This is a genomic window from Flagellimonas aquimarina (assembly GCF_003149745.1).
Classification (GTDB): domain Bacteria; phylum Bacteroidota; class Bacteroidia; order Flavobacteriales; family Flavobacteriaceae; genus Flagellimonas; species Flagellimonas aquimarina.
On record NZ_QGEG01000001.1, the window covers coordinates 1,371,347 to 1,395,165 of the forward strand.

Sequence of the window (23,819 nt, forward strand, 5' to 3'; positions counted from 1 at the left end):
CATGATAGTTGAATAGGTGACTTTGATCAATCACATAAAATGGACCTTTTACAGGATTACTTTGTAAAAGACTTTTATGAAATTACTATCCCTTCAGATTCCATTGCCAGAACCATTACATTTGCTATAGAACAACCTTCTGATGTGGACGCAAGTCAAATAGTAATCCGTCCTTCGGTTCAAGATTTCTAAACTATTTAAGAAAGCAGTGTCTTTTAAAAGCTTCATTTTACTTACGTACTGTATACGCTTTTGTATGTGGATTTTACGGATAGACAATGCTGTAATTTGAGAGAAAAGATATATGGAATTTTTATCTGTTGGTAAGAGTTCATCGTTCCAAATGAAGGTCGTGGAGTTGTATAAGTCAATAAGAGTTGAAGGGAAGTAGGGCGACTCTTAATCTTAATAAAAAAACGCTGATTTTAAGTTTATATCACTTAAAATCAGCGTTTTGTAGTAGCGGGGACTGGACTCGAACCAGCGACCTTCGGGTTATGAGCCCGACGAGCTACCTACTGCTCTACCCCGCGATGTGGACGGCAAAGATACAACGGTTTTTCACTTATTTCCAAATTAAAACTAATATTCACCAAAACGTTTCATGCAAGTCCAGCTTAAAATCCATAAATTCGAGTTTTTACTATATGAAAGATTTTAATGATTTTTTGTCCGCAATGCTTCCATATACAGAGTGGGCCATGCTTATTCTCTTAATTGGTGGCGGATTGTTCCTTGTTTTTCAATCTAGATTTTTGCCATATCGCTATTTCGGTCATGCTATTGCCATTACCGCGGGCAAGCATGATAAAGAAGGGGCAAAAGGTGATGTAAGCCATCTTCAAGCGCTATCCGCTGCTGTAGCGGCAACCGTTGGCCTTGGGAATATTTCTGGAGTTGCCATCGCCATTTATATGGGAGGTCCTGGGGTTGTTTTCTGGATCTGGGTAACAGCACTAATAGGAATGTGTATAAAATTTTATTCTTGTAGCCTTTCCATTATGTATAGAGGAACCGACTCTGAAGGCAAGCTTCAAGGAGGACCAATGTTTTACATTACAAAAGGTATAGGCAAAAAAGCAAAGCCATTGGCCACATTTTTCTGTATTGCCGGACTTTTTGGTTTTTTGGGAGTGTTTACTGCAAATCAGTTTACGCAAACCTTTATGAATGTAGTGAAGCCGAATGAAAATTTGGCCATGTTGGGAGATTTCAACTGGAAATTGATTGTAGGGATTACCTTAGCGATTATAACATCATTTGTAATTTTTGGTGGACTCAAAAAAATTGCCAAAGTTGCCTCAACCATAGTACCGTTCATGGTGTTGATATATTTTGTTGCGGTTGTGGTGGTTATGGCCACCAATGCGAATGAAGTATGGCCTTCCTTAAAATTAATCGTTGTTGAGGCTTTTGATTTTGACACCATGGTAAAAGGTGGTTTTTGGGGCTTGGTGATACTGGGGGTCCGTAGGGCCATGTTCTCAAACGAGGCTGGGTTAGGTAGTGCCCCAATGTATCATGGTCAATCCAAAACAGATGAACCTGTGCAAGAAGGGTTGGTTGCAATGCTTGGGCCTTTTATTGATACTATTATTGTATGCACTTTAACAGCAATAGTCATTATTTTGAGTGGAGCCTATTTAGAAGCTGAAAGCAATGGAATATTGATGACTCTGATTGCTTTCAAAAAATCTTTATTTGGTTTTGGCGACGTTTTATTGATGATTATCGTTTCTGCATTTGCACTATCCACCTTATTCACCTATTCCTATTATGGGGTAAAATGCCTTTCCTTTTTAACCAATGCTAAAATTGGGAAATACTACAACTGGTATTTTGTGGCTACGATTGTGTTTGCAGCCGTGGCGTCGGTAGATTTGGTCATTAATTTGATAGATTTGGCCTATGCGCTTATGGTAATTCCAAATATGATTGCCGTACTTTATCTATCCCCTAGGGTTAACTTGGCTGCTAAAAGTTACTTTTCAAAAATGAAGCATGAAAAAGCATAGATCAGGTTTTGTAAATATAATTGGCAACCCTAATGTGGGAAAATCCACTTTGATGAATGCTTTTGTGGGCGAAAAACTCTCGATTATAACGTCCAAAGCCCAAACGACGAGACATCGTATTTTAGGAATTGTCAATGGGGATGATTTTCAGGTCATTCTTTCAGATACGCCCGGAATCATAAAACCAGCGTATGAGTTGCAAAGCTCCATGATGGATTTTGTAAAATCCGCTTTCGAGGATGCCGATGTTCTATTGTATATGGTAGAGATAGGAGAAAAGGCTTTAAAGGATGAGGTTTTCTTCAAAAAGATCCAAAACAGCAAGATACCGGTCTTATTGCTTCTTAATAAAATAGATACCTCGGAACAACAAGTGTTGGAAGAGCAAATACAGCACTGGCAAGAATTACTTCCAAAGGCAGAAATACATCCAATATCCGCTTTGGAAAACTTCAATGTAAAGGAGGTCTTTGAGCGTATTTTGGAACTGTTGCCAGAGGCACCACCATATTATCCTAAAGATCAATTAACAGATAAGCCGGAGCGGTTTTTTGTGAACGAGACCATTCGAGAAAAAATATTGATGCACTACAAAAAAGAAATTCCCTATGCTGTAGAGATAGAGACGGAAGAATTTTTTGAAGACCCCGACATTATTAGGATTCGTTCTGTGATAATGGTTGAGCGGGATACACAAAAAGGCATAATTATAGGCCATAAAGGCAGTGCTCTAAAAAGAGTTGGGATAGAAGCACGAAAAGACTTGGAAAAATTCTTTGATAAGCAGGTTCATATTGAACTCTATGTTAAGGTAAATAAAAATTGGCGCAGCAATTCGCGTCAACTTAAACGTTTTGGTTACAATAATTAAATAAGGTTCAGCAATTCTATCGTTTTATAAAGTTGAAATTAAATCCTTCAAATAGGTTTTTAACTGCTCCATTTGAGGTTTTCCTTTGGACTTCCCCATTCGTCCAAAAGCATAAAGGACAAACCAGATGAGTGTTAAAAATATCATGCCAGCAACCCAAAAAGTGATATCATGTCCAAGAGAATAGTTGGAGTAAGCAAAGACAGACAGAATAATAAATATGGTTCCTATCCCAAAATGTAAGAACATGAAAAAGGTCCAAAGTGTTGGGTTGGGACCAAAAACACCATGTATTTTACTTATTCCTTTTTCAAATGAAGTTAGCTCTAAATGAAGCTGTGGAGACCAAAATGTGGTGTCCTTTTTATTAAAGCGTATATAGATGTGTTCATCCATACGTTTTACTATAAATGGATCTTTTGCACTTTTATCAAAAAGAGCCGTTAATCTTTCAATATTGGCATCCAATGATATCTCAAAACGGGGACGCAATACAATCTCATTGGTAAAATCACTCATAACTAATTGAAATTGATTAAAAAAGGTATCATTTTTTCTTCATAAATAGTGGTATTTTTGCCAAAATTTAATGCAGATGAGCGCTATTGTAGCTATTGTGGGAAGGCCCAATGTTGGAAAATCAACTTTTTTTAATCGATTGATTCAGCGTCGTGAAGCTATCGTGGATGCCGTAAGCGGCGTTACACGTGATCGCCATTACGGAAAAAGTGATTGGAATGGGAAGGAGTTTTCAGTAATAGATACGGGAGGGTATGTACTTGGAAGTGATGATATCTTTGAACAAGAAATAGATAAACAGGTGGAACTTGCCATAGAAGAAGCAGATGCTATTGTTTTTATGGTTGATGTGGAATCTGGGGTTACAGGAATGGATGAAGACGTTTCTAAGTTGCTTAGAAGAGCGAATAAACCTGTTTTTCTAGCAGTAAACAAAGTTGATAACGCCCAAAGAGAAGCAGATGCGGTCGAGTTTTACGCATTGGGCCTTGGGGATTACTATACCTTGTCGAGCATAAATGGCAGTGGAACGGGGGAGTTGTTGGATGCACTGGTCAAGGAACTGCCTGAAGTTCAAGTAGAAGAAAGTGAATTACCAAGATTTGCAGTTGTGGGAAGACCCAATGCTGGAAAGTCATCCTTTATTAATGCGCTTATTGGAGAAGATCGTTATATAGTTACTGATATTGCAGGAACTACCCGAGACAGTATAGACACCAAGTATGATAGATTTGGTTTTGAATTTAATTTGGTCGATACCGCAGGAATCCGTAGAAAGGCAAAGGTCAAAGAAGATCTGGAGTTCTATTCTGTAATGCGTTCCGTTAGAGCAATTGAGCATTGTGATGTTTGTATCCTATTGGTAGATGCTACACGCGGGTTTGATGGACAAGTACAGAACATTTTTTGGTTGGCACAACGAAATAATAAAGGTGTTGTTATTTTGGTGAACAAATGGGATTTGGTTGAAAAAGAAACGAATTCTGTTAAGGAATACACGCAAAAAATTAAAAAGGCAATAGAGCCATTTGATGATGTGCCGATTCTTTTCATCTCAGTATTGACCAAACAACGAATTTTTAAAGCAATTGAAACTGCCGTGGATGTCTATAAAAATCGTTCAAAAAAGATTGTCACTAGAAAGTTGAACGATATTATGTTGCCGATAATTGAAAAGACATCTCCACCTGCTTACAAGGGTAAATATGTAAAAATAAAGTTCTGTACCCAGCTACCAACACCTTATCCCCAGTTTGCTTTTTTCTGTAACCTACCGCAGTACGTGCGCGAGCCCTACAAACGGTTTTTAGAAAATAAATTGAGAGAGAATTTTGATTTTAGTGGGGTGCCAATTACAATTTTCATGAGAAAGAAGTAAGAAGCTAATTCTCAGATGCCTGTTTTATAGATATTTTTTGTTTAATGCGATTACCTTGATCATCAACTACGGTCAATAAATATGACCCAGATTTAGCTTGGTAAATGAGCTCATGAAAGCTTTCCGTAGTACCAATATAGGTTTCGTCCAAATACCAATAAACAGTACTATCTGCTCTTTGGTGCGCCAGCTTGAATATGATTTCAGTGATACTGTTACCTAAGTCTTTTGGTAACAAAACCTCTTCATTTTTCTTTGGATAGATAAACTCCATCAATTGTGATTCTGAAATGGAACAACCATGTAAATAGGCAGGTAAGGCGTTGTAATTTGGATTTGAAGAGGAATAATAATATTCTACCACCGGTGGAAGTACAAACCAATTTTTGGCTATCATATTCTCTAGTTGGTAACACTCAGAATTTACCCTAAATCTTTCTGAAGCATCTAAAAATATTTGCCTATGGTAAGGGCATTGCTTGCTTTTTGTTCCGTTAATTGGCAGTAATTCCCTTCTTGTTGTATTGCAAAATGCAGAGGCTAAATGCCCGCTTTGAGAACAGATTTCCAGCTCAACCAAATCATCAAAAGGTTGTTGAAACCAACCGCTGTTCGGTAATATATCAAGAATGTCAAAAAGAATGGGAGCTGCCGCAGTAATTCCTGTTAACCCTGGCCTTCCCTCACCATCTGCATTTCCTGCCCAAACACCAATTGCATATTTTGGCGTTACACCAATAGCCCAAGCATCTTTAAAACCAAAACTAGTCCCTGTTTTCCATGCAATATGTTTTGAAGAATCAAAAAACTGCCAATTTTCATCACCTTCCGGTCTATTTACCTCTTGTAATGACTTGAAGGTATGGTAAAGTGAGCCTGCACTTAAAATAGGAGCTTCAAACTGTTGTTCACCAAAATCCATTTCGTTTTTGAACAGATAATTTGGTTCAACAAATTCATTTGCCCGATAGGTACTCGAATTGGATTCAAAATAATTTAAAGTTGAAGCGGCAGAGGCATAGGTTTTGGTAAGATCCCATAATGAACTTTCAGCCCCTCCTAAAATTAATGCCAAACCATAGTGTCCAGCTGATTTGTTCACAGACTTCAAATTCATTTTATGTAGCTTATTGTAAAATTTTTGAAGCCCATATTGACGTAACAACCTTACTGCCGGTATATTTAACGAACGGGAAAGGGCCCTGCCAGCCGGTACGGCACCGGAATGTTTTTTATTGAAGTTCTTTGGATTGTAACCATTTATTACCGTAGGAATATCTTTTACCAGAGTATTTGGCAATAATTGGCCTTCATGCATGAGCGAAGCAAAAAGGAAAGGTTTTAATGTACTGCCGGTACTTCTGTTTTTGGTAATAATATCTACATAACTGCCATGAGCTTTTGCAGAAGGAGAGTTGCCAACATAACTTAGAACATTTCGTGTCTCTATATCTAATACTAAAATGGCAAGGTTATGGATTTCATTGTATTTTAACCGATGGTGGTGGCGTTCCGCCACGTTATTAGCTCGGTGCTGCAAATGCCTATTGATAGAAGTTTGTATTCGTTTATTTTTATGCTCTTTCTTAATACGCTCCGTAAGATGTGGTGCTATATTGGGCAGGGCAATGGGTTTTTGGGGTAAAGGTTCAGCTATGGCCAGTTCATAAGTGGTTTCATCAATATGATTTTCATACAATAATTTTTTAAGCAACCGATTACGTTTTTTTAGGAGTAATTGCTCGTTTCTACCTGGAAAAATTAAAGATGGAGCATTGGGCAAAACGGCCAAAGTAGCGGATTGTCCCCAACTTAATTCTTGCGCGGGAATTCCAAAATAACGCCATGAAGCTGTTTCCAGACCTACCACATTGCCACCATAGGGAGTATGTGTAGCATACAGTTTTAAAATTTCATCTTTTGAATAACGCAATTCCAATCTTGTGGCCATGAAAATTTCAATACATTTTTCAAAATAGCTACGGCTCCTGTTTTTTCTGCTCAAACGAACAACTTGCTGCGTAATGGTACTCCCCCCTCTGCGTGTATCCTTGGTAAGATTATGTTTTATGGCATTAAAAATAGAGATTGGATTGAAACCTGAGTGTTGGTAGAAATACTCATCTTCAAATAAGAGGATACTTTGTTTAAAACGCTCTGGAACCGAATCCATTTCTGGAAAACGCCATTGACCGTCATCGGCAATTCGTGCGCCAATCAATACGTTGTCAGAACTGGTTACTACGGTAGAAGTTGGTTCCTTAAATAGTTGCTTGGGCAAACAGAAAAGCCAAAACAAGAAAATAATGAGAACAACCGAAAATTTAATTCGGTGTTTCAGTACAATTTTCTTTAAAGCCAATAAAAAAACCTTCATTTACAACATCATCGTGACACTTTAATCCATTTACCTTTATTGCGAGCATAGCTAGTATTGTCGTACATGGCTTCAACTTGGGACCCGGGCAGATAGTAATAACCCAAAAAGGAAGCATTTAGTTTTACGGTAAAAGTTTTTGTCTTTTTTGCGCCCAAATCAAAATAGAAATTAGTCCTATCATCACGGGTATCAATGTAGTCAGCCTTGCTTGAATTTTGCTCGCTTCCACCAGCATAAGATGTATTTACAATTTCCCATCCGCTCGGAACAATCTGGGTCAATGCCAGGTTATCATAATAGTCATTGGTAGTATTGAAAACGGTCAATTGTGCTTGCAATTCCGTTCCTTGTCTCAGTTCAGATACATCGATGCTATTTCCAACAGCATCTAGATACTTCACGGTTAGGTTTAGATTTTGTTGTTGTGACAATTCTTGCCCTACTGGCAGTTTACCTGATTGGGTAAGTGTGGCATAAATGGTATTGCCCTGATTGTTTTTAACCTGTATCTCACCCGTTGTGGATGAAATAGTGATACTCCGTTGTGCAATGGCTCTATCTGTTTTTACTACTACCTCTTTTCCATTACTGGTATACATTAAATCAATGGACTTGCCACCATTTCTTGCCACCATTTTAGCCATGGACAATAAGGCAAACGCAGTTTCTTGAGTGCTGTACCATCTTTGGGAAGATAGATTTTTTGCAAGCGAAATGGCCAACTCCCTTTGTTGGGAATCTCCAAGTATGACCATGGTTTCTAAAGCCATAGCCCTATTCCTGAAAACTGAACCATAAGTTCTGTAATTATAAGAATTAGGCCTAAAGTCAATATTAGCAGTTTGGGCAAGCTCTATGGCAACTTCTTTTTTACCCACTAATGCATAGGCAGCTGCTAGCCTCCATTTGGCTTCGTTACTTAGGTTTATGGATTCCCGTAATCTGTTCATGGCCGCCAATTCTGGTTGCTGGGCCAAAGCCAAGGTATACAGACGATACGCTTGGGCAATATCGTTGTTGTAACTCGTACTTTGATTACTCCATTGGCGAGCTGTATTTTTTTGATAACGCAGCCAATTGCTCAAAAATGTCAATGGCAGTTGATAGCCTTTTTGTTTGGCCTCCAACATAAAATGACCTGCATAGGATGTACCCCAATCATCTGCCCTTCCATATCCAGACCAATAGCTTAAACCTCCATTCGGTACTTGAAAATCATTAAGTCTCCTAATAGCAGCTTTTATATTTTTCTGGATTTCTTTTTTCTTGTCAAAAGTGATATCAAGAACTTCTGCCAAAAACAATTGCGGAAAAGCTGCGGATGTGGTTTGCTCAACACAGCCATGGGGATATCGCAACAAGTACTCCATTCTTTTTGAGAAATCCATAGGCGGGAGGGTAGAGAATTCAACAAATGCTGAGTTGGTTCCAGATGTTCCAAAAGTTTCAAAAGAAATGGTCTCTAATTCATTTTCACTTATGGTGTATAGCGTACTTTTAGTGGTAATAGGATTCGGGTTTTCAACATCAATTTCTGTATCATGGCTTGCTCTTTCTCCGTTACCAGATGCCGTAACCTTTATGGTTTGAAATGATTTTGTTGGATTTACCTTAAAATCAAAATTCACAATTTGCTCACCAACAGTATTAAATGTGATATTTTTTGATGTGGGACCAATAGGCTCCAAAGCTTTTCCTGCATCTATTGAAACTTTTACGTTTTTAACCTTTTTCTCCATTGCAAAAACCGTAACCGGAACGGTTACTTTTTCACCAGGAGACAATTTCCTGGGTATTGAGGTCAATACCATTAACGGTTTTCTTACTGGAGTAGCTTTTTCTGTGCTACCATAGGCACTATTCTTGTCCCCTGCTACGACCATGGTGCGCACGGAGCCTACATAATTGGGCATGTTAATCGTGTGTGATGCTTTTTCACCACCTTTTAAGGTAAACGGGCCTAAATACGTGACTACAGGTTTAAACCGTTGCGCTTTTCTGTTTTTTGCACCTTCACCAATTCCGCCACCGCCAATCTCGTAAATGTTGTCCACACTTATGGAATAAGCACCCATGACATCATCGAAAATATCAAAAGTCTTTACTCCCAAAGCTTGCCTTGCGTAAAATGATGAATGAATATCAGGAGTTTTAAACCTGGTTAAATCCAGTAATCCTTCATCAACAATTGCCAAGGAATAGGTTATGGGTTTTTTATTGGCTTCTGATACGGTCACTTTAAAGGGCTTTTCTGGCTCCAAAACTTCTGGCATTTTGAGCTCCGGTTTTAGAAAAGTTGATGGATTTTCGACCAATAGCGGGACAACACCGTACAAACGAATGGGCAAATCATTGGCTATTTGTCCATGTGGTTGTAATAATGATATATTGATGTAGGCATTAGGAGCCATATCTGCTGTAATTGGTATGGTTGCCTTGGTCTCTTTTGCTGAGGTCTCTATCCACTGTTGCAATAAAACTTCAGAGCCATTTTCAATGCTCAGCAATGCTCTTCCACCTAAATCTGAAGGAAAAGTAACTATTGCTTGATCTCCAAGAGTGTACTTTTCCTTATCAGAAGAAAATATCAAAATCTTTGAGCTTTCTGTATCATTGGATGCTGGTCTTCTCCACCAGTTTTTGTAGAAATAGGCAGTACGCCCAGTGGCATGACCAGACGCTTCATCTATAACACGGATAAGGAACCGTCCACCATCATCATCAGGAACGTTTACTTTAAAATTAGCTTTTCCATCAGCTCCTGTGGTAACGGACAATTCTTTAAATGGGCGATGAATGGTTGCATTTTCATAACGGGAAAGATTGTCGTAACCTCTATTCCACCACCATCGCCATTCTATCTTGTATACTTTGACCTTCAATTTGCGATTACCAGCAGCGTTACCATCAGCATTTACGGAGATTACATCAAATGTTGTATCCTCATCAGTTAAAAATGAACCGTATTGTTTTGCCTTTGGAGAACGTAGACCTACAAAATGTGTAAAAGGCGCTAATTTTTTGGAGAAAACATCAATAGAGAAATCTCCACCACCCTCAAACACTTTGGTGGTAAAAGTGGCTTGCAACATACCGGGAGCATTACCGTTGGCATTGATTTTTCTGTCAATATTCAGAAAACCCTCTCCATCTAGTTTGGACGAAATAAATTGGAGCTCCGTTTCATTAAAAGTTCTCACGGGATCCTGAAAAATGAACCCTTTATGGTTGGGAAACGCGTTGGACGCTTGTTGTAATTTAGCGTTGATATCAATTTTTAAGTTTCGAGCTGGTGCACCATGCAACCACTGTACCATGGCTTTTCCTTTGTTGTTCTTGTTAGCTTTTAAAACATCATCTTCAAATGCAAAATCCACCTTTAGTCTATTGGGTTTAACCGTAGCAATTTTTAGGCTTTTGTTGAATTGTGCCCCCCCAACAATGATTTTGGCATACCAAGTTCCTGTGGGCGAGGTAGCTTTTGTTGGGATGGGGAAGTAATAAAAATCCCCTTCTTTTTTGGCATATAATCCATCGGTGACAGGTATGCTGCCATCTTTAAGTACATTTCTTTGCACTAATTTTCCGCGTGCATCGCTGACTTCTATGGTTACAGGGTGGCCTGCGGGCAATGGATTTGCTTTATCATCCAAGACAAAGGTCAAATGAACGGTATCACCGGGGCGATGTACGCCTCTTTCCGTATAGATAAAACCTTGTAGGCCACTTTGTAATTCTTGGCCAGAGACATCAAACTTGCTTAATGAAAGTGCATTGCCATCTGCAAGTTTTGCATAGGCAAAATTGCCGCTATTTTTTGCTACTGCAAATGCTACTGTTGCTTCCCCATCATAAATTCCAAATCCAGAAGCATCTGTTGTTAGTTCAGCGAGCTGCTGTTGTTGAAAATTGTATAACTTGATGCTTGTATTTGCTTCTGGTTTTGTGGTTAAAAGGTTTGTTGTGGCAAAATGGTATGAACGATTGTTCCCTTTTTTTACAATAAGCCCTAAATCACTGCCCAAAAGATTAGTGGTTGCAACTCTATCTGGATTGTAATATGCTTGGTGACATGGGTTGTCCTGTTCTTCCCAATTGTAATTGTAGTTTCTCCAATAGTAAATCTCATTGTCCCAATAGCGTTCTTCCAAAGCTTCTTCGCTTAAATCTTGTGAATCGAAATTATTTGAAGCATAACTTTCTATTTGATCATCCGAATTTATGGTATCAGTACATTCATAAGATGTATGTTCTTTTTTAAAACTGAATTCTATTCTGTACAGGGATCCTGGATTCACTTTTATCAATTCTGATAGGTCAAGGGCATGCGCTTTCCAAAAACTCATGTCATCATCTTTAGTTTCTATCAGCGGTATTACCTTGTATGCGATTCTTCGGCCAACGGGTCTAAGGTCAGAGTTATATTGCTGTGTAAGATTATTGTTTTGAAGGTATTGTAACATGTTCTTCTCAAAAACCTGAATAACCCGAACTTCAACAGCAGAAAGATTTACGGTTTCAAAATAGATTGGTGTTGATGTTGCGTTTGGTAGAATTGTACCTTTTGAAATTAAGCGCACATTTGGTTTTAATTGCTCAAAAGAAACCAATTCAGAAAAAGACTTTTTTAATGTGTATCCATACTCACTTTTAATGCCTTCAAATGCATTTACCCGCACCTGGCCCATAATTCTGTTTGAAGGATAGACTTTCAAAATATTCCCGTTTATTTCATAACGCAAACTTTGAGCGCCTTCTATGGTGACCAACCCATTTAGATTTTGGTTTTGTTTTAAAGGGTCAGAAAAGTTAAGTGTTAAAGCAGCGTTAGGTGCAGTTGAGGTTTTGGTATCTATTACGATGAATTTGTTCAATCCTGGGATAGTGTACTTTTCAGAATCTCTATTATCAATGCCTAGGTCTTTGCCATCCCAACTAATGGTTAGCTCACTATCATTGGTTTTACGCGGAATACTATCAATTTTGAAGGTGAAATACCTAGCATCCTCACTTATATTGTCCCATTTTACTGAAATCTTTTTATCGCTTTGTAGAACAGAGAGTATGCTGTTTATTTTTTTAGCATTCAGAATATCCGATGCTTCTAAAGTGCCCGTTACATATTGCCAATTTTTACTATAGGACTGAAGATTCCCCAGATTGATTTTAAAATTTGGAGTAATAGTTTTAAAACTAAATGTGTAGTTTTTGAAGTCACGTTCTATATTTTCAAAAAGCCTGCCTAGTGAAAGGTCAACAACGTATTCCGTATTGGGTTTTAAATATTCTGAAGGATGAAAAGTTAGCTCCCTTCCGTTTTCAATAGCTAGCTTACCTTCTACTTTAGGCGTTATTTTTAGGTATTCTGACGGGAGTTCTTGAGCAAGCTCAAATTGACCTAACTGTTGTGCCAATACTATGGTAATTGGAGTGGAGATACTTTGATTTCCGTTGGTATGATAACTAATATAATCCTTGAATTTAAATAGGTTATCCGTATCAGTAGAGCCTTGCTTTTTTTTACAGGAAACAAACAAAATAAATATGGAAATAAGAAGAACTCGAACAAAACGTGACATGCCGAAAAGGTATAAATTAATACTATTGGTTAACCATAACTAAGATAGCTTAAAAATAGGTGGTGGGGCATTATCACTTTACCGATAACTTGTTATGATTTACGAATGGTTTTTAACAAATGGATGGAACCTTATGAAACATTTATGATTTGCGCACATATATTTAATGCTAAAAAAAGATATCTTGAAATCGCTTAACAACTTAAAAACGAACATCATGCGAAATATTATTCTATTGTTTTTTTCTACAGGCATCTTTTTTACTGCCAATGCCCAGAAGTCTGATTATCAGCTTGTAGAGCAAACTTTAAATTATTATATGGAAGGTGGTTCCAACAAGGATTTTGATACGCTTAAAAAAGCTTTTCATGAAACCGCAACGATGAAGTACATTACGGACGAAGGTTATAAAGAAGTAAACGCTCTAGAATTTTTTAGTGGAATGAAACCGGGTCCTAGAGTTGATAGAAAAAATCGGATTGCAGAAATCACAGTATCCGGTCATGCAGCAAATGCTCGCTTAGAACTTGAATACGCTAACTTTACTTTTGTGGATTTCATGAACTTGCTAAAGATTGATGGCGAATGGAAAATTGTAAGCAAGATTTTTTATAAGAGAGCAGAATAGTCCTTTTACTTATTTATAAAATAAATACGGTAATTGCTATAGGTAAAGTACCTTGGTTTACAAACTCACCCTCAATTCCTGTCAAGGAGGCGTTATCGATACCCGTATATGGCCCGCAGCAAATGCTCCCTGCTCCAGAAAAAGTGGTCAGGGTAAAATTGAATGAAACTGTATCCCCTAATAGTATACGATAATCTTGGTTTCCAATAGTTGTGTTTTGCAGGTCAACTACCAAGGTGTCTTCATTTTCAAAGTCCTTTTGCAGTTCAAAGTTTACAGGGTTGGAGTCTAAATCGACAATTTCAATCTGAGTTGCATCATATGTGCCATCGGTAATTAGGTTTTCGCCAGAGGTGTTGTCAACGAACGTAATATAAATTGAATTGTCAACAGCTACACAGTTGACAAGGGAACAGTCTTCAATATCTTCCTCAGGGCAGCACAAAGAAGCACATAGTAGAATAGAAGAAAACATTAGTTTTTTTAAAAACATAAGAACATATTTACATGTGAAGATGATATAATTGAACGGAAGTTGCGTCAAAAACCTAAGATTAGGCTCAGGGCATTACCAGCCGCCAGAGGCACCTCCGCCTCCAAATCCTCCACCTCCGAAGCCACCTCCAAATCCTCCAGACCCAAAACCACCCCCAGAAGAAGAGCCACGGTATCCGCCGCGTCCCATATTGCTGAGAATAATCATGTCCCAAATATCCATTCCTGATTTTCGGCCACCACCACGACCACCACGATTGTTCTTATTCCGTCTGGAAAGAATAATGATGATGATGATGAAAATGATAAAAGGAAGTAATGATTTTAAAGAGAATCCTTTATCATTGCCAAAAGTGCGATCTTCTTTAAATTCCCCGTTCAGTACTTGAAAAATGGCATCGGCACCTTTGTCCAGTCCACCGTAATAGTCTCCTTTTTTAAACTCGGGGATGATAACCGATTCTATGATCCGTTTAGACATGAAATCGGTTAAAGAGCCCTCTACACCATAACCGGTGTTAATAGCAATTCTGCGGTCGTTCCTAGCCAGTAGCACAAGAACGCCATTGTCCTTGTCCGCTTGCCCAATACCCCATTTTTGACCCCATTGTGCACCTAAGAAATTAATGTTTTCTCCCTCAGTAGAATTAATGACGGCCACAACGATTTGAGTAGAGGTGCTGTCGGAATACCGAATTAGTTTTTGCTCCAAAGCTTTACTTTGGGAAGCGGACAATAGGTTTACATAATCGTAAACACTGGTTTGTTTTTGTGGTTTTTCAGGAATGGTGAACTGACTCCACCCAATAGAAACAAAACATAAGGCAATAAGAAGACTAACCTTTGGATATAGCATCGCTCAGTTCATTGGTATCATTGTGGTTCCATGGAAAGTGAGCTTCCAATTCTTTGCCGGTTTTTAGGACACCTTCTACAATCCCTTGTTTAAAATTGCCTTGTTTAAAGTGTGAAGCGATAATATCTTTGGTGGTATCCCAGAAACCCTTGGGAACAGCGCGATCAATGCCACTATCACCATAAATGACAAACTTTTTGTCATCAACGGCCACATAAAGTAAGACACCATTCTCTTCTTTGGTGTTGTCCATTTTTAAGAAGTGAAACACTTGCTGCGCTCTACTAAAATGGTCTATTTGGGTAGTAGCTTCAATATGTACTCGAATTTCTCCCGAAGTGTTTTTTTCAGCCTCAAGGATAGCTTCTATAATTTCCTGTTCCTCCTGAGCAGTTAAAAATTCTTCTACGTGCGACATACTTAATTAAAATCGAAGTTCACATCTGGAGCATTTTCAGCACCGGAATCAGCTTTATAGCGTGGCATTTCACCAAACCCAAACCAACCCGCAAGCAGTTTTCCAGGGAATTTGGTGGTATGAACATCATAGATGTTTACCTTTTCATTGTATCTGTTCCTTGCAATATTGATTCTATTCTCCGTACCCTCCAACTGTGATTGCAGTTCCAAAAAGTTTTGATTGGCCTTTAGGTCGGGATAGCGCTCTACAGTGACCAAAAGTCTTGAAAGGGCAGAAGAAAGACCTGTTTGCGCTTGCTGAAATTGAGCCAATTGCTCAGGCGTAATGTTGTTAGCATCTATATTAGTGGAAGTGGCTTTTGCCCGAGCTTCAATAACGTCCTTTAAAGTACCTCTTTCAAAATCTGCGGCGCCTTGGACTGTTTTTACCAAATTCCCAATCAAATCATTTCTTCGCTGATAGGAGCTTTCTACATTTGACCACGCGGTTTTAGCATCCGCTTCATATTGCACTGCGGTATTATTGAATCCTACCGCCCATTGATAAATTACAAATGCAATAATGGCGACAACGATTAACGGAATTAACCATTTTTTCATTTTCTTAAGTTTTAGTGTTTATAGTTGTTCTTTAATTTTTAGGAGTTCAGCCTTCACCATTTGGAGCTTTTGAATGACCTCAAAATTGGACAGGGTTTTTTGCTTTTCTTCTTTCAAATGAATTTTAGCACCTTCCAAGGTAAACCCGCGTTCCTTTACCAAGTGATAAATCAACTGCAGATTCGTAATATCTTGTGGTGTGAATTTTCGGTTGCCCTTGGCATTCTTTTTAGGTTGAAGCACATCAAATTCCTTTTCCCAAAACCGAATCAACGAGGTGTTCACGCCAAATGCCTTGGCTACTTCACCAATGCCGTAATATCGCTTTTCAGGAAGATCTACATGCATTAATCCAGTGATTGGTTCTCTTGGTTGGCGAATTTGAGCATGTTTTCAAACTCTTCCGCCGTCAAACTTCCATAGTAGAAGTTAATAGGGTTGATGCGTTCTTCATCTTTGAAGACTTCATAATGCAAATGAGGAGCTTCGGAACGCCCTGTATTTCCAACAAAGCCTATTAAATCTCCTCGTTTTACCTTTTGCCCTTTACTAACGTTGTATTTGCTTAAATGGGCATATAAGGACATATAGCCATACCCATGATCTATTCTAATGTGTTTGCCATATCCAGAAGAGCGGTTGTCTGCGCGTTTGACTGTGCCGTCACCTGTAGCATAAATTGCAACTCCCCTTGGTGCGGTAAAGTCCATTCCCCAGTGCATTTTTCTAGCTTTAGTGAAAGGATCGGAACGCCAGCCATAACCAGATGCCATTCTGGTCAAATCTTCATTTCTTACAGGTTGTATGGCAGGAATAGCGGCTAAAAGTTTTTCTTTTTCTTCGGCCAATTTGGCAATTTCATCCAAAGACTTGGACTGGATTACCATTTGTTTTTGGATAATATCTAAACGCTTGGTAGCATTGGTAATGATTTCAGAATTATTAAAACCTTCTAGGGATTTATATCGGTTTATCCCTCCAAAACCGGCTTTGCGCTGTTCTTCAGGTATTGGATTTGCCTCAAAATACAATCTATAGATATTATTGTCCCGATCTTCTATATTGGCCAAGACCTGCTCCATTTGCTCCATTTTCCTCGTCAATATTTCAAACTGAAGCTCATAATTATGAACCTCGCGATCTAGTGAAAGTTCTTTGGGAGTGTTCAACCAATTCGTATTTAACAATACTATAAGGCCAATAAGGCCAAACAAAGCAGCTCCTACAATGAAAAAAAAGAAGTTCCGATACCTTTTTGACTTTTTAGGTTCAATCTTCCTGTAAGAAAGTGTATCTGGATCGTAATAGTACTTAACTTTAGACATGAAGGGATTTTATCCTATTTTTGCGCATTCTTCTAATCAAAACAAACAAATATAAAAATTGTTTTGCTTAAAATGTTAAATTTAATAAAACCCTAGCAATTCCAATGACATCCCAAGAAGTTAGAGCTCAGTTTTTGGACTTTTTTAAAGAGAAAAAGCATAAAATAGTCTCTTCTGCCCCTATGGTCATGAAAGATGATCCCACTTTGATGTTCACCAATGCCGGAATGAATCAGTTTAAAGAGTTTTTTTTAGGGAACTCCACTCCAAAATCCAAACGAATTTCTGATTCCCAAAAATGCCTAAGAGTAAGCGGAAAACATAATGATTTGGAGGAAGTAGGCAAAGACACTTACCACCATACAATGTTTGAAATGTTGGGAAACTGGAGTTTTGGCGATTACTTTAAGAAAGAAGCTATACAATGGGCATGGGAGTTATTGACAGAAGTTTATAAAATTGACAAGGACAGCCTTTATGTTTCTGTTTTTGAAGGGAGTGATGATGCGGATAATTTAGAAATGGACAAAGAAGCTTTTGAACTATGGAAAGCCATTGTACCTGAGGACCGAATTATAATGGGGAACAAAAAGGACAATTTTTGGGAAATGGGCGATCAAGGCCCCTGTGGCCCATGTTCCGAAATTCATGTTGATATACGTTCAAAAGAAGATAAAGCAAAAGTCTCTGGTGCTTCTTTGGTGAATCAAGACCATCCTTTAGTTGTGGAAATTTGGAACCTGGTTTTCATGCAATACAACCGAAAAGCAAATGGCGCTTTAGAAAATCTTCCCGAAAAACACGTAGATACGGGAATGGGCTTTGAACGTTTGTGTATGGTCTTGCAAAATGTAAAATCTAATTATGACACTGACGTTTTTATACCCCTTATTAGGGAGATAGAAACTATCACCGGACGTAAATATGAAAAAGACGAAGAGGTAAATATTGCTATTAGAGTTGTTGCCGACCATGTTAGGGCAGTTGCATTTTCTATTGCTGATGGGCAATTGCCAAGTAACACGGGAGCGGGCTATGTAATTAGAAGGATTTTAAGGCGTGCCATAAGGTACGGGTTCACTTTTCTGGGCACCAAAAAACCATTTATTTACAGGCTAGTGAAGGTGTTGGGAGAAACTATGGGTAAAGCATTTTCTGAACTCCGTGAACAACATCAGCTTATCGAAAATGTAATAAAAGAAGAAGAAAATTCCTTTTTAAGCACTTTGGAACAGGGATTGATGTTATTGGACTCGGTAATTAAATCCTCCAAGAATAAGACCATTAATGGTCAAAAGGCTTTTGAATTATATGATACATTTGGGTTTCCAATTGATCTTACTGCCCTAATTTTAGAAGAAAAAGGGTATCAATTGGATATAGAAGGTTTTGAAAAAGCTTTAAAAGTGCAAAAAGACCGTTCTAGGGCTGCATCTGAAGTGTCCAAAGAAGATTGGACAATACTTTTGGATGATGCTGAACAAGAATTTATAGGTTATGATAGCCTTGAAGCTGATGTGAAATTGGTGAAGTACCGAAAGGTGAGCAGCAAAAAGGAAGGAGAACAGTTTCAATTGGTCTTCAACCTCACCCCATTTTATGCAGAAGGAGGAGGTCAAGTAGGAGATAAGGGATATTTAGAGGCGGCAAACGGAGATGTTGTTTATATAATAGATACCAAGAAAGAGAACAATGAAATTGTTCATTTTTCTGAGAATTTACCCAAAAATATTTCGGGCACGTTTAAAGCCGTTGTAGATAAGAAACAACGATGGCGGACTGCTAGCAATCACACAGCGACCCACTTGTTGCATCAGGCATTACGGGAAATTTTAGGCACCCATGTGGAGCAAAAAGGTTCGGCCGTACATTCCAAATACCTCCGTTTTGATTTTTCACACTTTTCTAAATTAAGCGTTGAAGAACTTAGAAACGTAGAGAGTTTTGTGAATGCACGGATAGAAGGTCAACTCCCTTTTGAAGAGAGCAGAAATATTCCTATCAAAGAAGCAATGGATCAAGGAGCAATGGCTCTTTTTGGTGAAAAATATGGTGATACGGTACGCACAGTACGTTTTGGACAATCCATTGAGCTTTGTGGTGGTACTCATGTAAAGAACACTTCGGATATCTGGCACTTTAAAATAGTATCTGAAGGAGCGGTAGCTGCTGGAATAAGAAGGATAGAGGCCATTACTTCAGATGCTGTAAAGGAATTCTATTTTAAGAACAACCGTATGCTTTTTGAAATAAGGGACTTGTTGAACAATACACAAGACCCTGTTAAAGCGGTAACCGGGCTGCAAGAAGAGAACACTGCCTTAAAAAAACAAATAGAGCAGTTGTTAAAGGACAAGGCAAAAGGGCTTAAGTCTGAACTGATTTCTGAACTAGAGGAGATCAATGGTATCCAGTTTTTGGCCAAGAAGGTTGATTTGGATGCCAATGGCATCAAAGACCTTGCTTTTGAAATAGGAGGGCAGTTTTCCAATTTGTTTTTATTACTTGCAGCAGAAAATGACGGAAAAGCACTTTTGTCGTGTTACATTTCCAAAGAATTGGTGTCCAATAGAAAATTGAATGCAGGGAATATCGTTCGCGAATTGGGTAAATATATTCAAGGCGGTGGAGGTGGACAGCCTTTCTTTGCTACTGCTGGAGGCAAAAACCCTTCAGGTATTCCAGATGCTTTGAAAAAAGCTACGGAAATGGTCAATCAAATGGAATAGCCTATGCGATTTATTAAACTTGGAGAAATCAATTGGAAGTACATTCTTAGTGAAATCTTCTTGATTTTTGTAGGGATAAACCTTGCCATTTGGTTTAATGACTGGAATACTTCAAAAACAACAAATTCCAATATTGAAATTGCTTTGCACAAAATAAAAGGCGAACTCAATACTAATTTAGAGCAGCTTACAGAAAATAGGACAAACAATCAAGAAATCACTTTCTTCCTTGATGCTATTAAGGAAATACAGAAGGAGAATTCAGGTAAGTTATTGGTTTCGCCAAAAACCATGAGTGCCTTTGAAGATACATACAAGGATTTTTTCACAGTAACCGATTCCACTTATGTTGATACAGATTTATACAATTATGAGGGGGATACCTACATTAACCTTGATATTACAGAACTGAGCAGAATTGCATGGGAAACCTCAAAATCTACAGGAATATTTCATGAATTTGGGTATGAATGCCTTTATGAGTTAGAGGGTATATACAATACCCAGAATTTGGTTCAAAATGAGATTGATAAAGCCACGGAAGCTTTGCGAAATCAATCTATTGATGATTTGGGTCGTATTTTAAAATTTGTGAACCAGCTGGAAATACAGCTAGAATCTCAATACAAAGAAATGATTAAGGATTTAGAAAATTGCAGATAGTTGAACGGATACTTCCAAAATGAAACTCCAAACCACAGTCCCTCTTATAAAATTTGAAAATCCAATAGATTATCAGAGTAAACTATTGTTGCTGGGTTCTTGTTTTGTAGAGAATATAGGAGACAAATTGAAGTACTACAACTTTCAGCAATTGCAAAATCCTTTTGGAATATTATTCCATCCATTTGCAATAGAAAATTTGGTGGAACGCGCTATTGAAAATCGCAACTATCAGGAAAGTGAAGTTTTTGAACAAGACGGAAGATGGCATTGTTTTGATGCCCATTCTGCCAATAGTGCCACTTCTAAGACGATATTACTTCAAAATTTAAACGAAAGTCTTGAAGAAACCAAGCAGCAACTAGAACAGACTACCCATATCATTATTACTTTGGGTACTGCATGGGTATATAGAGACAATAAAACTAAAAAGGTTGTTGCCAATTGCCATAAGGTTTCCCAAAAGGAGTTTTCTAAAGAATTGTTGTCCATAGAGGTGATTAAAAACAGCCTTGCACGATTGATTGAATTGGTGCATTCTATAAATGAAAGTGCACAGGTAATTTTTACAATTTCCCCAGTACGGCATTTAAAAGATGGCTTTATGGAAAATCAACAAAGCAAATCACATTTGATTACTGCCCTTCATGGTGTTTTGTCATCTCGAGCTCAGTCGAGAGGGATTTATTTTCCATCTTATGAAATTATGATGGACGAATTACGAGACTATCGTTTTTACGGGAAGGATATGGTGCATCCTAACGAATTGGCAATAGATTACATCTGGGAGAAATTTAAATCCAGTTGGATTTCCTCACAATCTTATACTGTTATGGAAGAGGTGGACACAATTCAAAAAGGCCTGCAACATCGAGCTTTTAATCCTGATTCTGAAGAACATCAAAAATTTAAAAAGTCGCTCCAGGCTAAAATCACGTATCTTAAAGAAAGGTACCCGTTTATGAAATTTGACTAAATGAAAAAAGTACTCATTGGTGCAATCATTGCCTTGGCATCAGTTTTGATTTATAAATCCTGTGCTGATGATAATGCACAGCAATCGATTCTTAAAGAAGAATCAATGCTTATTCAGCAAGAGTTAAAGCAGGTATCCAAACTCATTGTTACCGAAGGGCATTTTGTTGAGGTTTACAATTATGCAGATTCCAAAGAATTGTTCGGTACATTGATCACAGCAGATAAGAAAGCATTAGTGGTGGTTAATGCAGAAGCAACAATTTCATATGATCTTTCTAAAATTGAATATGAAATGGACCAGACCCAAAAAACAATTCGGATTAAGTTAATCCCTGAGCCTGAAATCAAAATCAATCCAGATTTTGAATATTATGATGTTACCGCAGATTATTTTAATCCCTTTAACGCCGAAGACTACAATGCCATAAAGCAAAATGTAACCACTTCACTGGTAAAAAAGGTAAAAGCATCATCGCTAAAATCCAATGCGGAAAATAGGTTGATAAGTGAACTTTCCAGAATATTTGTTCTTACAAATACCCTAGGGTGGACTTTGACTTACGGCGAAGAAAAGGTTACCTCCATTGATGCACTAGAGACTATGGGAAAAGCTATTATTGATTAAGCCTACACCGTCATCAATTAAATGCCCGACTTTTGGGTTGTTTAGCTTTACAGTTTCTAAGTGCACCAATATTTCTTGTTGAAAACCCTTGTCATCACTTTTTTTGGCCAGCTCATAAAGTTCGATGGGTAGAAGCCAATCATCTGGATGGTCTTTCTTAATTTCTTGAAAAACCTTGTTTCTGGAAATGGTTGTATTAATACCCTCTCTAAAATCTCTTATTTGAGCGTAGTACAATTCCAATTGCATTCTTTTTGTACTTTTTTCAGGTTTAATGGTGGTTTCTGTTAGCTCATGAGAGATAAGGTCAAAACTATTTAAATCGGCCGGGCCATTAAAAGCAGAGACCACTTTTTGACCCACTGCCATATGATATAATCCCCAATTGGGCAGAAATAAAAGCGTGCCATCATAAGTTACCGTGCAATCCTTAAAGGTTATCAAGATGATTTTACCTTGCAGATTTCGAGTTCCGGTAACAATGGTACCTTCTATTTTTACACCTCCTTCAAATTCCAATGAGGTTTGCTCGCCTTCAAAAATTTTGTACGCCTTTAAATCGCGTGGTCCCATATCTTCAATGGCAAGGTTGATGCCTTTTAGTTTTCCTACTGGGGAACCAAAACCTTCTGGATGCTGTTCGGTACTATGCCCTACCAATTCCTTTTCCCGATAAGCTAAGGCAGTGGGGCCTACTGTTCGTATGTAAACGGGTTTGCCGTTATACTCAATAACCGAATCAAATTGTCCAGATACTTGAATTCCAGTACTAAGCTCAATACTCCCCAAAGCTTTGGAGTCTATTAGCTTTTGTACTCCAGTTAAGCCTCCGGTGCGTAAGGCCATGATGTTGGCAAAATCTTCCAAAACCTGGCTAAGGTGAGCAAAATTTGGCGTGACAAAAAGTTGCGGTTGCGGTTTGGTAATGTCAAACGCTTTTTGGGCCGCCTCAATGGTATAGGGCTCTTTAACAACATCGCTTTGCATGCACCATTTACTTTCTCCAATGGAAGAAAGAAGTCCTGCTCCATATATTTTTGGCTGGTCCAATGTGCCAATCATACCATATTCCACCGTCCACCAGTGCAGGTTGCGGATAAGGGCCATTTCACTGGGAATGCCCATATTTTTCTGAAGTTCTTCAATATGCTTTTCAGACTCTTCTATTTCCGCTTGTGAAGTCCCTGTTGCTTCTTTGATAATGGACAGGTGTCTTACAGCTTGGTAGAGTTCATAATCTTTGGCGCTTGAAATAGCTTTGCTTCCAATTTCTCCAAATCGTCTTAAGTATTCAGCGTATTCTGGGTTCGCAATGATGGGGGCATGTCCTGCACCTTCATGAATGATATCGGGTGCTGGAGTGTATTCAATGTTTTCCAATTGTCTAATGTCCGAAGCAATGACCAATACATTGTACGCTTGAAACTCCATAAAAGCGGAAGGAGGAATAAAACCATCCACGGCAACGGCCGCCCAACCAATCTCTTTTAGGATACGGTTCATTCCGTACATATTGGGAATGTGGTCAATGGAAATTCCCGTTTTAAGCAAACCATCTACATAAGATTTGTGGGCCACTTTGCTCAAATAATCCACATTTTTACGCATTACATAGCGCCAAACTGCTTGGTCAATGGCGGAATAGTCGTCATAATTCTGCGGTTTTATAAATTGCTTTAGATGTTCTGGAAGCTTGTCTAGGATGGGATTGGACTCGTAATTCATTGCACTTTTTTAATGGATATAAAGATACAACAT

General features: G+C 38.3%; 19 protein-coding genes and 1 tRNA gene. 9 read left to right on the plus strand and 11 right to left on the minus strand.

What is annotated here, in order from left to right; genetic code table 11:
* Positions 1-39 precede the first annotated feature (39 nt).
* Positions 40-192 carry a hypothetical protein gene (locus DKG77_RS06305; protein ID WP_207785436.1) on the plus strand — a complete coding sequence of 51 codons (153 nt, stop codon included), beginning with the start codon at positions 40-42 and terminating at the stop codon, positions 190-192.
* Positions 193-460: 268 nt separating this feature from the next.
* Here the strand turns inward: DKG77_RS06305 and DKG77_RS06310 are convergent.
* Positions 461-533, minus strand: a tRNA-Met gene (locus DKG77_RS06310).
* A 114-nt stretch (positions 534-647) separates the two neighbouring features.
* Here DKG77_RS06310 and DKG77_RS06315 point away from each other — a divergent pair.
* Positions 648-2,015, plus strand: coding sequence for an alanine/glycine:cation symporter family protein (locus tag DKG77_RS06315; RefSeq protein WP_109661228.1), 1,368 nt, complete (start codon positions 648-650; stop codon positions 2,013-2,015).
* A complete protein-coding gene (gene era, locus DKG77_RS06320; protein ID WP_109661230.1) occupies positions 2,002-2,886 on the plus strand; it encodes a GTPase Era in 885 nt (294 codons plus the stop codon). Before DKG77_RS06315 ends, era begins: the two co-directional genes overlap by 14 nt.
* 24 nt (positions 2,887-2,910) lie before the next feature.
* Here the strand turns inward: era and DKG77_RS06325 are convergent, their stop codons facing one another.
* Positions 2,911-3,405: a GTP-binding protein gene (locus DKG77_RS06325; protein WP_109661232.1), complete on the minus strand. Its 495-nt coding sequence runs from the start codon at positions 3,403-3,405 to the stop codon at positions 2,911-2,913.
* 76 nt (positions 3,406-3,481) lie between these two features.
* Between DKG77_RS06325 and der the strand changes: the two genes are divergently transcribed.
* Complete coding sequence (gene der / locus DKG77_RS06330) at positions 3,482-4,783, plus strand: ribosome biogenesis GTPase Der (RefSeq protein ID WP_109661234.1); 1,302 nt, start codon at positions 3,482-3,484, stop codon at positions 4,781-4,783.
* A 4-nt stretch (positions 4,784-4,787) separates the two neighbouring features.
* Here der and pbpC read toward each other — a convergent pair whose 3' ends face one another.
* On the minus strand, positions 4,788-7,160 hold the full coding sequence (gene pbpC / locus DKG77_RS06335) for a penicillin-binding protein 1C (protein ID WP_109661236.1): 2,373 nt from the start codon (positions 7,158-7,160) through the stop codon (positions 4,788-4,790).
* An 8-nt stretch (positions 7,161-7,168) separates the two neighbouring features.
* Complete coding sequence (locus tag DKG77_RS06340; protein ID WP_109661238.1) at positions 7,169-12,742, minus strand: alpha-2-macroglobulin family protein; 5,574 nt, start codon at positions 12,740-12,742, stop codon at positions 7,169-7,171.
* Between the two features lie 217 nt (positions 12,743-12,959).
* Here DKG77_RS06340 and DKG77_RS06345 point away from each other — a divergent pair, with 217 nt between their 5' ends.
* Positions 12,960-13,370: a nuclear transport factor 2 family protein gene (locus DKG77_RS06345; RefSeq protein ID WP_165819353.1), complete on the plus strand. Its 411-nt coding sequence runs from the start codon at positions 12,960-12,962 to the stop codon at positions 13,368-13,370.
* A 13-nt stretch (positions 13,371-13,383) separates the two neighbouring features.
* Here the strand turns inward: DKG77_RS06345 and DKG77_RS06350 are convergent, their stop codons facing one another.
* From DKG77_RS06350 to DKG77_RS06375, 6 genes are all read right to left on the minus strand, one after another.
* Positions 13,384-13,863, minus strand: a complete 480-nt coding sequence (locus DKG77_RS06350; RefSeq protein WP_109661242.1) for a hypothetical protein — start codon at positions 13,861-13,863, stop codon at positions 13,384-13,386.
* 75 nt (positions 13,864-13,938) lie between these two features.
* On the minus strand, positions 13,939-14,721 hold the full coding sequence (locus DKG77_RS06355) for a TPM domain-containing protein (RefSeq protein WP_109661244.1): 783 nt from the start codon (positions 14,719-14,721) through the stop codon (positions 13,939-13,941).
* Positions 14,702-15,139, minus strand: a complete 438-nt coding sequence (locus DKG77_RS06360) for a TPM domain-containing protein (RefSeq protein ID WP_109661246.1) — start codon at positions 15,137-15,139, stop codon at positions 14,702-14,704. The genes DKG77_RS06355 and DKG77_RS06360 overlap by 20 nt, the downstream gene beginning before the upstream one ends.
* 2 nt (positions 15,140-15,141) lie before the next feature.
* Positions 15,142-15,741: a LemA family protein gene (locus DKG77_RS06365; protein ID WP_109661248.1), complete on the minus strand. Its 600-nt coding sequence runs from the start codon at positions 15,739-15,741 to the stop codon at positions 15,142-15,144.
* Positions 15,742-15,759: 18 nt separating this feature from the next.
* A complete protein-coding gene (locus DKG77_RS06370; protein ID WP_109661250.1) occupies positions 15,760-16,089 on the minus strand; it encodes a MerR family transcriptional regulator in 330 nt (109 codons plus the stop codon).
* Positions 16,089-17,066, minus strand: coding sequence for a M23 family metallopeptidase (locus DKG77_RS06375; protein WP_109661252.1), 978 nt, complete (start codon positions 17,064-17,066; stop codon positions 16,089-16,091). The genes DKG77_RS06370 and DKG77_RS06375 overlap by 1 nt, the downstream gene beginning before the upstream one ends.
* 104 nt (positions 17,067-17,170) lie before the next feature.
* On the opposite strand from DKG77_RS06375, the gene alaS reads away from it, so the two are divergent.
* From alaS to DKG77_RS06395, 4 genes are read left to right on the plus strand one after another with little or no spacing between them, the layout of a single operon-like run.
* The gene (gene alaS / locus DKG77_RS06380) at positions 17,171-19,795 is read left to right on the plus strand and encodes an alanine--tRNA ligase (protein WP_109661254.1); all 2,625 of its coding nucleotides are present in this window, start codon (positions 17,171-17,173) and stop codon (positions 19,793-19,795) included.
* Positions 19,796-19,798: 3 nt separating this feature from the next.
* Entirely contained in the window at positions 19,799-20,458 is a 660-nt protein-coding gene (locus tag DKG77_RS06385; RefSeq protein WP_133248422.1) for a hypothetical protein, read from the plus strand.
* 19 nt (positions 20,459-20,477) lie between these two features.
* Positions 20,478-21,434: a GSCFA domain-containing protein gene (locus DKG77_RS06390; protein WP_109661258.1), complete on the plus strand. Its 957-nt coding sequence runs from the start codon at positions 20,478-20,480 to the stop codon at positions 21,432-21,434.
* Positions 21,435-22,061, plus strand: coding sequence for a DUF4230 domain-containing protein (locus DKG77_RS06395; RefSeq protein ID WP_109661260.1), 627 nt, complete (start codon positions 21,435-21,437; stop codon positions 22,059-22,061).
* Here the strand turns inward: DKG77_RS06395 and DKG77_RS06400 are convergent.
* Positions 22,029-23,786 (minus strand): aromatic amino acid hydroxylase, encoded by a 1,758-nt coding sequence (locus DKG77_RS06400; protein WP_109661262.1) that lies wholly within the window; start codon positions 23,784-23,786, stop codon positions 22,029-22,031. The two genes, DKG77_RS06395 and DKG77_RS06400, sit on opposite strands and share 33 nt — an antisense overlap.
* Between the last annotated feature and the right edge of the window lie 33 nt (positions 23,787-23,819).

What these genes read in the sequence shown, in the direction of transcription:
- DKG77_RS06360 (WP_109661246.1), bottom strand. Translation starts at nt 15,139, where the DNA reads ATGTCGCACGTAGAAGAATTTTTAACTGCTCAGGAGGAACAGGAAATT.
- DKG77_RS06340 (WP_109661238.1), bottom strand. Translation starts at nt 12,742, where the DNA reads ATGTCACGTTTTGTTCGAGTTCTTCTTATTTCCATATTTATTTTGTTT.
- DKG77_RS06390 (WP_109661258.1), top strand. Translation starts at nt 20,478, where the DNA reads ATGAAACTCCAAACCACAGTCCCTCTTATAAAATTTGAAAATCCAATA.
- DKG77_RS06385 (WP_133248422.1), top strand. Translation starts at nt 19,799, where the DNA reads ATGCGATTTATTAAACTTGGAGAAATCAATTGGAAGTACATTCTTAGT.
- DKG77_RS06375 (WP_109661252.1), bottom strand. Translation starts at nt 17,066, where the DNA reads ATGTCTAAAGTTAAGTACTATTACGATCCAGATACACTTTCTTACAGG.
- DKG77_RS06305 (WP_207785436.1), top strand. Translation starts at nt 40, where the DNA reads ATGGACCTTTTACAGGATTACTTTGTAAAAGACTTTTATGAAATTACT.
- DKG77_RS06345 (WP_165819353.1), top strand. Translation starts at nt 12,960, where the DNA reads ATGCGAAATATTATTCTATTGTTTTTTTCTACAGGCATCTTTTTTACT.
- DKG77_RS06370 (WP_109661250.1), bottom strand. Translation starts at nt 16,089, where the DNA reads ATGCATGTAGATCTTCCTGAAAAGCGATATTACGGCATTGGTGAAGTA.
- DKG77_RS06400 (WP_109661262.1), bottom strand. Translation starts at nt 23,786, where the DNA reads ATGAATTACGAGTCCAATCCCATCCTAGACAAGCTTCCAGAACATCTA.
- DKG77_RS06355 (WP_109661244.1), bottom strand. Translation starts at nt 14,721, where the DNA reads ATGCTATATCCAAAGGTTAGTCTTCTTATTGCCTTATGTTTTGTTTCT.
- DKG77_RS06315 (WP_109661228.1), top strand. Translation starts at nt 648, where the DNA reads ATGAAAGATTTTAATGATTTTTTGTCCGCAATGCTTCCATATACAGAG.
- alaS (WP_109661254.1), top strand. Translation starts at nt 17,171, where the DNA reads ATGACATCCCAAGAAGTTAGAGCTCAGTTTTTGGACTTTTTTAAAGAG.
- der (WP_109661234.1), top strand. Translation starts at nt 3,482, where the DNA reads ATGAGCGCTATTGTAGCTATTGTGGGAAGGCCCAATGTTGGAAAATCA.
- pbpC (WP_109661236.1), bottom strand. Translation starts at nt 7,160, where the DNA reads ATGAAGGTTTTTTTATTGGCTTTAAAGAAAATTGTACTGAAACACCGA.
- DKG77_RS06350 (WP_109661242.1), bottom strand. Translation starts at nt 13,863, where the DNA reads ATGTTTTTAAAAAAACTAATGTTTTCTTCTATTCTACTATGTGCTTCT.
- era (WP_109661230.1), top strand. Translation starts at nt 2,002, where the DNA reads ATGAAAAAGCATAGATCAGGTTTTGTAAATATAATTGGCAACCCTAAT.
- DKG77_RS06365 (WP_109661248.1), bottom strand. Translation starts at nt 15,741, where the DNA reads ATGAAAAAATGGTTAATTCCGTTAATCGTTGTCGCCATTATTGCATTT.
- DKG77_RS06395 (WP_109661260.1), top strand. Translation starts at nt 21,435, where the DNA reads ATGAAAAAAGTACTCATTGGTGCAATCATTGCCTTGGCATCAGTTTTG.
- DKG77_RS06325 (WP_109661232.1), bottom strand. Translation starts at nt 3,405, where the DNA reads ATGAGTGATTTTACCAATGAGATTGTATTGCGTCCCCGTTTTGAGATA.